At 65.2% G+C, this 11,116-nt stretch carries 7 protein-coding genes; 5 read left to right on the top strand and 2 right to left on the bottom strand.

Features of this window, described 5'->3' with window-relative positions:
* Positions 1 to 358 precede the first annotated feature (358 nt).
* From Pmi06nite_RS38440 to Pmi06nite_RS38430, 3 genes are all read left to right on the top strand, one after another.
* Positions 359 to 754 (top strand): STAS domain-containing protein, encoded by a 396-nt coding sequence (locus Pmi06nite_RS38440; RefSeq protein ID WP_203958167.1) that lies wholly within the window; start codon positions 359 to 361, stop codon positions 752 to 754.
* Positions 755 to 1,323: 569 nt separating this feature from the next.
* A complete protein-coding gene (locus Pmi06nite_RS38435; protein ID WP_203958166.1) occupies positions 1,324 to 1,662 on the top strand; it encodes an STAS domain-containing protein in 339 nt (112 codons plus the stop codon).
* A 1,238-nt stretch (positions 1,663 to 2,900) separates the two neighbouring features.
* Positions 2,901 to 4,523: a purple acid phosphatase family protein gene (locus tag Pmi06nite_RS38430; RefSeq protein WP_203958165.1), complete on the top strand. Its 1,623-nt coding sequence runs from the start codon at positions 2,901 to 2,903 to the stop codon at positions 4,521 to 4,523.
* Positions 4,524 to 4,727: 204 nt separating this feature from the next.
* Here the strand turns inward: Pmi06nite_RS38430 and Pmi06nite_RS38425 are convergent, their stop codons facing one another.
* Entirely contained in the window at positions 4,728 to 5,999 is a 1,272-nt protein-coding gene (locus Pmi06nite_RS38425) for an IS256 family transposase (protein WP_203958188.1), read from the bottom strand.
* A gap of 309 nt (positions 6,000 to 6,308) precedes the next feature.
* On the opposite strand from Pmi06nite_RS38425, the gene Pmi06nite_RS38420 reads away from it, so the two are divergent.
* Both Pmi06nite_RS38420 and Pmi06nite_RS38415 read left to right on the top strand, forming a co-directional pair.
* Complete coding sequence (locus Pmi06nite_RS38420; protein ID WP_174876265.1) at positions 6,309 to 6,674, top strand: VOC family protein; 366 nt, start codon at positions 6,309 to 6,311, stop codon at positions 6,672 to 6,674.
* Positions 6,675 to 6,978: 304 nt separating this feature from the next.
* A complete protein-coding gene (locus Pmi06nite_RS38415; protein ID WP_203958164.1) occupies positions 6,979 to 8,229 on the top strand; it encodes an RCC1 domain-containing protein in 1,251 nt (416 codons plus the stop codon).
* 1,788 nt (positions 8,230 to 10,017) lie between these two features.
* Here the strand turns inward: Pmi06nite_RS38415 and Pmi06nite_RS38410 are convergent.
* Entirely contained in the window at positions 10,018 to 10,722 is a 705-nt protein-coding gene (locus Pmi06nite_RS38410) for a hypothetical protein (RefSeq protein WP_203958163.1), read from the bottom strand.
* Between the last annotated feature and the right edge of the window lie 394 nt (positions 10,723 to 11,116).

Raw genomic sequence — 11,116 nt, 5'->3', positions numbered from 1 at the left:
GATAGCGGGATTTGACGCTCGTAGGCTCCGCATAGCGCCCTTCCGGAGTGCGTAAGTGGACCTGCAATCTGCAGGGGCGATGAGCTTTGCTTGCACTGCGTGTATCCCGATGCCGGGTGCACGTCATTGACTTGGGGTGTTCGGGTCCGCCATCTGACGTGTATGCCGAATGCCCGAGGCCACGTGACGCTTCCAGTAGTTGGAACCATGCCTTCTCGGGCACTGGAGATCCACCGGAGATCATCACGGCAACCGACCCGCACGCGATGACTTATCCGCCTACCAGCACGCCGGTCGAACAGGCCGCACCCGGCTACTCGAAGGAGTGACCGCCCCGCCGTGATCAAGAGGAGTCGGCATGGACACCACCGAGACAACAGGGCCACCACTCTGCACCTTCAGCGAACGCGTCGCCAAACCGGCCGTTGCGTCCCTCACAGCTTCCAGAAGGCGCCTGCGCATTACCTCGTCTCTTGATCCACGGCAACTGAAGATCGAGGGTGACCTCGACCGCGCCACCATGCACGCCCTGACCGAGGCGCTGGCCTCCACGGCAGATGACGCCAGCCCGGTCGTCGATCTGAGCGGCTTGATGTTCATCGACGTCGGCGGCCTGCGGGCCCTGGTCATTGCCGCCGCCCGACTGGAGGGCGACCACGTTCTCACGTTGCGTTCCGCTTCTCCACACGTGCGACGCCTGCTCGACCTCACCGGCTGGCACGACACGCCCCACCTCAGACTGGAAGGCCCATGAACGAGCGACAAACCAGGCTGGAGGCCCGTGCGATAATCGGCACGGATCCTGGCCGACGTCGACGTGTCCGTGCTGGCGGCGGAAACCCGCTCCTCCTCCCAGGCGCATATCCAGGACACGTAAGCCGTGCCATTAGACGTCTGGTGCGAGCCACGACCATCGATGCGTGACCGCTGACGCGCGCCGGACTTGAGGCGCGGCGTGATCAGCGCTGCCGAGGCGACCATCCAGGGCAATAAGACACGCGTCAACATTGGGCCTATAGATCACCAGCAGCGTCGAACGCAGATTCGTCACACCATCCAGAGCGCCGGCAAAGATCCCGGGCCAGTCCCGGTGCCCCACCAGAGATCAGTGCGCTTCCCGCACTCGGAGATCGCGCAATCCCACTAGCGACGTCACCCGCCCCATCGTTGATGGTGGTCCCGGTCCCTCCATGCAGCAACCGAAAACCCTGTTCTCGAACATATTGCGTTTTGTTGACCTTGGCCTCGCGCGCGGATGGAGGTCGATCTGTTAGCAAGGTGACATTGGGGACGGTGCCTTGGGGCTGACCTCAGGAGGTGGCGATGGAGGGCCTGAACGTCACCATAGAGCTTGAGCATCAACAGGTTGTGGTCCGTCCGTGCGGCGAGCTCGACCTGGCTTCCGCCGGCCTGATGGAGCGTGCACTCGATCAGGCTCTTTCGCCGCCGGCGGTCTGTCTGCTGGAGCTCGACATGAGCCGCGTACCTTTCATCGACTGTTCGGGGCTTCGGGTGTTGATCGCTGCGAAGGAGCGGCTCGCTAAGGAAGGCGGCACGCTGGTCTTGAGCGATGTCACGCCTCGCGTCGAGCGACTGCTGTCGATCCTTTGTCTTGATCACCGGCTCAACCCGATTCAGGTGGATCACCGGTCGCTGAGCTAGCCGGCGAAGCGAGCCCGTGTCTCCCCGAGGTCGGGCGCTCTTCGTCGGAACGGCGATGTGCCTCGGCTGGGTGGCGCAAAATGGCGACTCGGATCTGCGACGTCGACCTTGGTGACCTGAACCGATCACGGGGGACTACAGAATCTCGGGACTTTACTGCCCCCAACCCCCTGCTCGCCGTGGAAGCCATGAGGTGATCAGGGGCAACCCCACTAGCTGATCTTGCTAACGCTGCTGCTAACAGCAGCCGTGGACGGTCCTGGATGATGCTGGACCGAATGACCTCATCGACATCACCCGACCAGGGCCAACGAGATAATGGTGGACGGTCCTGGATGACCGTGTTCTAACTTGACCGCTCCACCGGTTCGTCGAGTTCCTGGATGGTGGAGTTGGAACGCGACGGCGAGTCCGTCATCTGGCCGAGCTTGAACCCGACCGCGACGGCCATCACCGACATCGAGGTACTCGACGGACGTGACCTCGGCCCAGCGAGTCGCAGAGGGGATGTCTCTGCGTGACGAACTGCGTGACAACGCCAACGGACGACGCTGGACAGTGGCGGAAGATGATGGACGCTCAACGCAGGTTGGCAACGTAGCCGGGCAGTTCCGGCGTCCCTGTTCCCCGATAAGGAAGAGGTTCCTAGGGAGCGTTCGGCTGGCTTGGGCGGTTCCCCATCCGGCTGCCCTCTCCGGCGGGACGATCAGGCCTGTGGCCATGTCAGTTGGGGCAGCACCAGGCCTACGGGGGAGCTGCCGGGGCATGGCCGGGGCTCCGTCCGCGCCTTGCGGTACGTGGGTGGTTGCGCAGGGCCATCCCGCCAGCCGACGACCCTGGCAAGCCGAGCAGACCCCCGCCCGGCCCGCCAGCGTCAGAACGTGCGTCAAGGTCCGCTTGACGTGGCGGACCGGGCGGCGGCCCGCTCCCCGGAGGGCGGGTCGGCGGCAGACGGGATGGCAGCCAGGTCTGCGGGTTGGGTTCGCATCCCCTCCCGCCTTATCAACGGCACGGATGTTGCGAGCGTCAGTGGCCATCGGTAATGGCACAGGGCGTGGCCTGTGCTGCTGTACGTTGCCGTGACTGCCATCTGTCGTTCATGCCTGCGTAGCCGTGTTAATCAGCCTGCTCCCTAGCATCTGCGACGTGCGCCGCTGGCCTCCCGCGGCCCTCTCGGGCTCGGACTGCTGCCATCCCTCGGTGCTCGATTAGCCTCCGACGACTGATAGGCCACGGGAATGTCCGAAGAACGAAAGCAGACTCGAATCTCGCGCCGCAACGCGCTCGGCGTGTTCGGGGCGGCAGCCTCTGGTGTCGCGGCCGGGCCGATGCTGCTCGGTGCACGTGCCGCCGAGGCCGAGGCGTACCCGGCCTCGTCGGCGGTACGAAGCCTCAGGAACGGCTCGGGCTCCACGCCGGTCCAGGGCCTGCACCTCCAGTTCGGTGGCGACCCGCGCAGCCAGATGGTGGTCTCGTGGATCACCGATGAGGAGGTGAAGAACCCGCGGGTCGTCTACGGCACGCTCAACGGAGGCTTCGGGTCCACGGCGTCCGCGGTCACGAAGTCCTACACCGACGGACACTCGGGCAAGACCGTCTGGGCGCACCACGCGCTGCTGAGCAAGCTCAAGTCCGACACCGACTACCTCTACGCCGCCCAGCACGACGGCGCGACGCCGGACGCTGGCACGTTCCACACAGCGCCGTCGGGTCGAGCGCCGTTCACGTTCACCAGCTTCGGCGACCAGGGTTCGCCGACGGTGACGTGGAAGAACGGTTCGAACCCGGTCGACGCCTCGGGCCGCGACTTCGAGCCCAACGCCACTCCGGCCGCCGGTGACATCGTCACGGGCGTGGAGAAGGTCGGTCCGCTGTTCCACCTGCTCAACGGCGACCTGTGCTACGCGAACAGCGGCCCCGACCGGGTTCGCACATGGAACCACTACCTGACCAACAACAGCCGCTCGGCGCGGTTCCGTCCGTGGATGCCGTGCGCCGGCAACCACGAGATCGAGGCCGGCAACGGCGTGCTCGGCTTCGACGCGTTCCAGACCTACTTCGAGCTGCCCTCGACCGAGACCGACCCCGAGCTGGACAACCTCTGGTATGCCTTCACGGTGGGCGCGGTCCGGGTCATCGCCCTGCAGAACGACGAGATCGCGCTGCAGGAGGGTGGCGACATCTACAACCGCGGCTACTCCGGCGGTCGTCAGCTCGCCTGGCTGGAGAAGGAGCTCAAGGCGGCTCGTGCCTCCAAGGACATCGACTGGATCGTTGTCTGCATGCACCAGGTGATGATCAGCTCCGCGACCGCGGCGAACGGCCCCGACCTGGCGCTGCGTGCGGCGTACGGCCCGCTGTTCGACAAGTACGGCGTCGACCTGGTCGTGTGCGGCCACGAGCACGACTACGAGCGCTCGCTGGCCGTCCGTGGTGTCGTGCCGGGCAGCGCAACCCTCACGCCCAACCCGAGCCAGAGCGCCACCGACGTCGTCGAGAGCGAGTTCGGTACCACGCACATGGTCCTCGGCGGCGGCGGCGTCTCCGGCGTCACCAACACCAGCTTCACGATGGACGACTTCGACGGCCACGGCCACCACTCGGCGTACGTCCAGACGGAGCACGTCGGCAAGTTCAACTCGGTCAAGGAGCAGGAGGCCGCGGTCTGGATCGGTGTCCGCGACGACATGCACCCCTACGGCTTCGCCGAGTTCGCCGTCGACCCGGGCCGCCACCCGGGCGACATGACCCGGATCTATGTCACCTATTACAACGTGATCACCCCGACAGGTGAGCTGAAGGTGTTCGAGCAGTTCACGCTGCAGCGCCGGCGCAGCGACGGCGGCAACCGCCACCACTAACCCCTTCGCCAGCAGCCTCAATCGTCGGCCCCCCCCAGGGGCCGGGACCACGTCCCGGCCCCTGCTCGACAGTCGAAGAGATCGCAGCTGACGCCCTCGTCCGGGGTGGCAGGTTCGGCGAACCGCCGGTGCGGCGTTGAACACCAGTTGGTGGCTAGCGGGCGGGTCTGTCCAGTGAACGGTGTAACTCGATCTTGATTGGTTCTATCGGGGGTTCGGGGACAGGCGGCCTTCGAAGGTGATGGCGAAGGCGTTCAGGGCCGCTTTCCATCGGGTGACCCAGCGTTTGCGGCCCTTCCCGGTCGGGTCCAGGCTCATGATCGCCATGTAGACGCACTTCAGTGCGGCCTGCTCGTTCGGGAAGTGGCCGCGGGCTTTGACCGCCCGCCGGATGCGGGCGTTGACCGACTCGATCGCGTTGGTCGAGCAGATGACCCGGCGGATCTCGGTGTCGAAGTTGAGGAACGGGACGAACTCGGCCCAGGCGTCCTCCCACAACTTCACGATCGCCGGGTACTTGCCGCCCCACACCTCGGCGAACTCCACGAACCGCTCGAGGGCTGCGGCTTCGGTCGGTGCGGTGTAGACGGGCCGCAGCGCTTTGGCGATGGCGTCCCAGTGCTGGCGGGCGGCGTATCGGAAGCTGGCGCGCAGCAGGTGCATCATGCAGGTCTGCACGACCGCCTGCGGCCAGGCCTGCTCGATCGCCTGCGGTAGCCCTTTGAGGCCGTCGCAGACGACCATCAGCACATCCCCGACGCCCCGGTTCTTGATCTCGATGAGCACGTGCAGCCAGGACTTGGCGCCCTCACCGCCGTCGCCGGCCCACAGCCCGAGGATGTCGCGCTCGCCGTCGACGGTGACCGCCATCGCCACGTAGACGGGCCGGTTGGCGACCTGGCCGTCACGGATCTTCACGTGGATCGCATCGACGAACACGACCGGGTAGACGGGGTCGAGCGGACGGTTCTGCCACTCGGTCATCCCATCGATGACTTTGTCGGTGATGGTGGAGATGGTCTGCTTGGACACCTGGGCGCCGTAGACCTCGGCCAGGTGCGCGGAGATCTCCCCGGTCGTCAGCCCCTTGGCGGCCAGCGAGATCACCATCTCATCGACCCCGGACAGGCGCCGCTGCCGTTTACGCACGATCTTCGGCTCGAAGCTCGCGTCCCGATCCCGTGGCACGGCGATCTCCACCGGTCCTACGTCGGTGACGACTGTCTTGGCGCGGGTGCCGTTGCGGGTATTGCCGCTGCCCCGACCGGCCGGATCGTGCTTGTCATAACCGAGGTGGTCGGTGATCTCGCCTTCCAGCGCCGACTCCAACACGAGTTTGGTCAGCCGGCCCAGCAGCCCGTTCTCACCGACCAACTCCAGCCCCTCGGCGCGGGCCTGGTCGACCAGCTTGGCCACCAGCTCCCGATCCGACGCTTCATGCTCTTTCCGCGTCACCGCGGCGTCCTCCAGGTCCATCGCTTCGGATGCCTGGATCAACGTACTCGTCACAGGTGTCTCCTTGATCAGGAGTTACACCGTTCGTCTTACAGTCCCGAGCAGGGCGGCGAGTCATCTACGAGGGGCTTGCACTTCACTCGTAATGAGGTGATCAGGGGCGACCCCACTAGGGCGTGTATCGAAAGCGCCGGTCACAGCCACCCGTTGCTCTGAGGCAGGGGTAAACCGCTACTTCTGCGGTGGATGTGGCGAGTACGGTGTGGCTGTGGCCGGTGATCGCGTGCAGCGGCGGCTCACGGAGACAGACGCGCGGACGCGAAGGAGTGAATGGTGCCAGGCGCTGTACTGCGAGGGGTGACTCTGGACTGTGCCGACCCGCAGACGCTGGCGGGCTTCTACGGTGCACTGACCGGGATGCGCGAACTATTCAGTACGGACGAGTTCGTCGCTCTGACGGACGACTCCGGCTGTGATCTGGGGTTCCAGAGGGTTGACGGATACCGGGCTCCGCAGTGGCCGGGTCAGGACGTGCCACAACAGTTCCACCTGGATTTCCGCGCTGACGACCTCGATGCGATGGAAGAGCTGGCCCTGGAACTCGGCGCGGCCAAACCGGACCATCAGCCCGGCGACGGACGCTGGCGGGTTCTCCTGGATCCGGCTGGCCACCCCTTCTGCCTGACGTCTTCCTGACATCACCGGCGGCCTGGGTGCCGTTCCTGTCCCGGGGTAGGAGAGACGGCTCAATGTGTGAAGAACTCCAGGCCGCAGGCTCTGGTTAGTAGCTCGCCCAGGCCACTCACATAAGCACGCCCGCCCATTCCCTGTGCGAGGGATGGGCGGGCGTCCTCTTGTGTTTCTAATCGCCTATTAACGCCACGTCGCTTGGTTCCCGGGCTTCGCATTCGCCTCCTGATAGCGTGCGCTCACCGTTTAACCCGTGGCGGTCAGAATGAAAGCCGCCGCAGACGACATGCTTTCATTCGGGGGATAAGTAATGAATTTCGTTACGGGTGCATTCTCGGAAAAACGGCGCAGGGTAGCCTCGGCTGCGGCAGGGGTGGCACTTGCGACCCTGACGCTCGGCCTGGGGCCAGCTCCCGCGTCGTCGGCGGCGGCAGATCCACCACAGGTCAAATCCTGGGGAACCAACCTCCTCGGCCAGCTCGGCATCGGTACGCCCGAAACTCGCCGGACGACGCCCGTGACTGTGGCCGGGTTGGCGGCGGCCAACGTCACCGCTGTCTCCGCGGGCGGCCAGCACAGTCTGGCGTTGCTGGATAACGGCACAGTCCAGGCCTGGGGTAACAACGATTCTGGTGAGCTCGGCGACGGCACCAGCGAAGACCACCCGATACCGGGGGTCGTGACCGGCCTGCTCAGCGTCCGCTCCATCTCGGCCGGCGGCTCGTTCAGCTTGGCGAGGCTGAGCAATGGCACCGTCCAAGCCTGGGGTGACAACGCCATCGGTCAGCTCGGCAACGGCGTCGTCAGCCCAGCCGTTTTCCTGCCCGCACCGGTCACCGGGCTGACCGGCGTCGTCGCCATCGCCGCCGGCGGCACCCACGGCCTGGCCCTGTTGTCCAACGGCACCGTCCGGGCCTGGGGCGACAACAGCTCGGGCCAGCTCGGCAACGGCATCACGGGCGGTAACAGCCCCGTCCCGGTCCCTGTCGTCGGCCCTGGCGGCGTCGGCGTGCTCAGTAACGTCAAGGCCATCGCCGCCGGCAACGATTTCAGCATGGCGCTGCTGAACGACGGCACCGTCCGGGCCTGGGGGATCAACACCTCCGGCCAACTCGCCCAACCGGCACCCATCCTCTCCAACTCTGTCCCGGTCCCTGTCGTCGGCCCTGGCGGCGTCGGCGTGCTCAGCAATGTCAAAGCAGTCGACGCCGGCGGCGCTCACTCGCTCGCTCTGCTGACCAACAACACCGTCCGGTCATGGGGCTTGAACAACTTCGGTCAGCTCGGCAACGGCGTCACCGGCGGCGTCAGCAGAACGCCCGTCACTGTGCTCGGCCCCGGCGGCGTCGGCGTGCTCAGCGACGTCGCACTCATCGCCGCCGGCAGCAGTCACAGCATCGCCTATCTGACCAACGGCCCCGTCAACACCTGGGGGAACAACTTCGACGGCGCACTCGGCGACGGCAGCATCGTCAGCCGAGATACACCCATCGGCATCCGGACCGGTCTCATCGGAATCACATCCATTGCTGCCGGCACGTTTTTCAGCCTCGCCGCATAACCGGGAAGTTCGCGATCTGACTCCTAGCGCGGCCCGACCTCGCTGGTCTTCATCGCTTACGCCCGCCCACCCCCTCGCGCAGGGGTGGGCGGGCGTCTCGCGTCCGTGAAGGTGAGCGTGCCCAGGGTCTCGTCTAGCCGCCATAACTTGCTATACGGCTCACGCATCTTTCTCGATACCGCCAAAAATCGAGGAACCCCTCACATCTTGCACTTGGGCTTCGCCTTTCCCGCACATACCAGGGCCAATCGGATGCGCGAGGCTTCGGCCCATCTGCCTATGGCAGGGCACACTCCGTCCGTACGTCCAATCAAGCGATGTACTCGTACATCACATCGAGGTAGAACCGTTCCCGGTGTGCCAGCAGGCTGAACACTGCACACACGCTAGTTGGCGTGAGGATGCTCGACTGCTCGCCGAGGTATGCGGCTGGTGGACGCCGACGCCTGGGCGGGAGGCTGAACATCGCGGGTATCAGTGCCTGGACGCGCAACCTGCCGTCGGCTTCCTTCACGTGCACGCGGTCTCTGTCTTTGCTGGACCAGGGTTGCATCGAGGAGCGGGCAGCGAAGCCGTCATCCGCGAAAGCGGACGGTCATGCTGCCGCGCCGCTTCCGGTGCTCGGGCCTGCTTAGGCGGCGTCGTCGCGGGTGAGTTCCAACTGGTGTGCGTATCCTGGGCGGTGCGGGGTCCATCCTTCGTTTATGGCTCTACAGATGCAGTCCGCGACAAGGGCAGGGCGAACGCTCATCGATTGTTCGAGAACCCAGTTGTCAGGCCTGGCGTAGGGGAGCGTGACGAGTAGGACGTTGTGTGGCCTCTCCGCCAGTTCAACCGCGAAGGTCATATGAGACCAGCCGACTCCTTCGCAGTAGGTCGGTTTGTGGCGGACGCGCCAGCGGTATGTCGTGTCACTTACGGTGATGAGGCGAGAGCCCTTCTTGGGGAGCGTCATGAGCCCTTCTGATCATGATCTGTTCCGTCATTGTTCCGTGGGAGCGCCGAAATCAACGGCAAACGATGGAAGGTCGCGGCAAGCGTATTCCCTGGTCAACGACAAGATCCAGCGGTTATCGCAGGTAGATCAGGGGCGCGGCGGAGATCACCCAGATCTTGGTGGGCAGGGGTAACTGCAGCGCGGCTTCCGGTGGTCGGTTTGGCGGCTTTGCGGTCGGGTCCCTCGCCGAGGTCTGGGAAGCGCAGCTCGAACCACAGGTAGTTAGCAGCGGCAGCCGTCATGGCTGGCATTCTTGCTTACGGGCCGACAAGCTTGGCGGGGGAGTGCGGCCCAGCGTGCTCAGGAGAACGCACGCCGAGGCCACGTCAGGTATCTCCAGATCGCCTCGGACTGGGTGACTATCTGGGTGACTATCGCCGTGGACGGCCGCATACACCGGTGGATGGCTGAGGATCGTTTCCGCAGGTGGAGGCAGAGATCGGGGCTGTTCTCGCCCCCGTCTGGGTTGCCTGGGGGTCAAGGGGTCGCAGGTTCAAATCCTGTCGTCCCGACTCTGTTTCTGCAGGTCGGAGCCACAGTATCCGTGATCGGATACTGTGGCTTTTCGCTTGTGTCACCCAGGCTCGCCGTCTCAGGGGCTGTTGTCGGGTGACAGGTCTCTCTCCTCAGTGTCACCGTCTTCGCCGACTCCTGGCTTGATGGCCGTTGCGGAGTTCAAATGCGCGGCGGATCTACGTTGTAAAGGACGGCGCTCGGACACGGTGCGGGAAAGATCGTGGGTCGTGCTGGAGACGTTCGGGCGTCTCCAGAACGCGCGACTCGTACTGTGATCAAGCTGGGTGTGCGAGGACCCTGCGAAGGACGCTGAGGTTGTAGGTGCGCAGGGTCTGCGCCGGGGCCTTCTCTGTGTAGTTGACGTAGTCGAGGGCGAGAACGACCGGGCCGCGCTGCAGGATGAGCACGGTGCTGACGGATGCGCGTTCGCCGTTGACGTTCATGAGTTGCTCGATCTGGTGGCCGTGCCAGCCGAAAGCGTCGGGCTCGTAGGTCTTGGGGTTGGAGATGCCGCTGATCCGTCTTGTCGGGTCTACCGGGTCGCTGGCAGAACCGTTGTAGCGGCATTGGGGGAGTCTCCGGGTGACCTGCTTCATGAGAGCGGAGGCGGCGGCCTCGCTCGGCAGCACCCAACCCTGTTGGGTGAGGTGGCCCTTGTAGGGCACGGTGATCTCTTCCTTGGCCGTCGCGTACCGCTTGTTGACGGCTACTTCGGGGGTGTTCAGCGGGTTGAGCGGCACGCAGATGCTGAGCTTAGAGAGCGTGCCCGCAGGGATGGTTCGAGTTTCACCGCCAGCCAAGCCGGCCTCTGCGGGATCAAGGAAAGACGATGCGACGTCCTCGTCGGTCGCAGCCTTCGCGGAGTGGGCGATGGGGGTGGGGTGGGCGGTCGAAGGGCGTGTGCTGGGGTGGGAGGCACCATCGGTGCTTGCCCCGCAGGCGGCCATTGCGAGCCCGAACAGTCCGACGTACATGGTCACCCAGCGACTCATCTCTCCGCTCCGCTCTCCCGTTTTGCGTCGAAGCGACTCTGGGGCACGCGTCTTAGGCAGTTCAGTTACAACCCCGAAAGATTGGGGTTCTCTTGCTTGCTCCTTGTCGGGGCGTCACTGGAGACAGCACAGTGATGGTCAATGTCAGCTTGGTGCGTCGGCCGTTTTCAGACGTGAAGAACGTTCAGGAGCGATTGAACGCGCGTGCGGCTGCGGCGGCGTGGTGACCAGGACCCAGGGCTGCCCGCCGCGGGGCCCGGGGCCGGGGGGCCCGGGGGCATATCCGTTTTTTTCCCGTCTCCCGGTAGGTGCGGCGGTGCCAGGCGCGCGTGATCCGCTTCACGGCTCTCCCCTGAAGCGGTCCATCGATTTGCCTACAGGA

The organism is Planotetraspora mira, from assembly GCF_016863275.1.
Lineage (GTDB): Bacteria > Actinomycetota > Actinomycetes > Streptosporangiales > Streptosporangiaceae > Planotetraspora > Planotetraspora mira.
The sequence above is the reverse complement of the archived record's forward strand: the minus strand, read 5'-3'. Positions and strand labels throughout refer to the sequence as shown.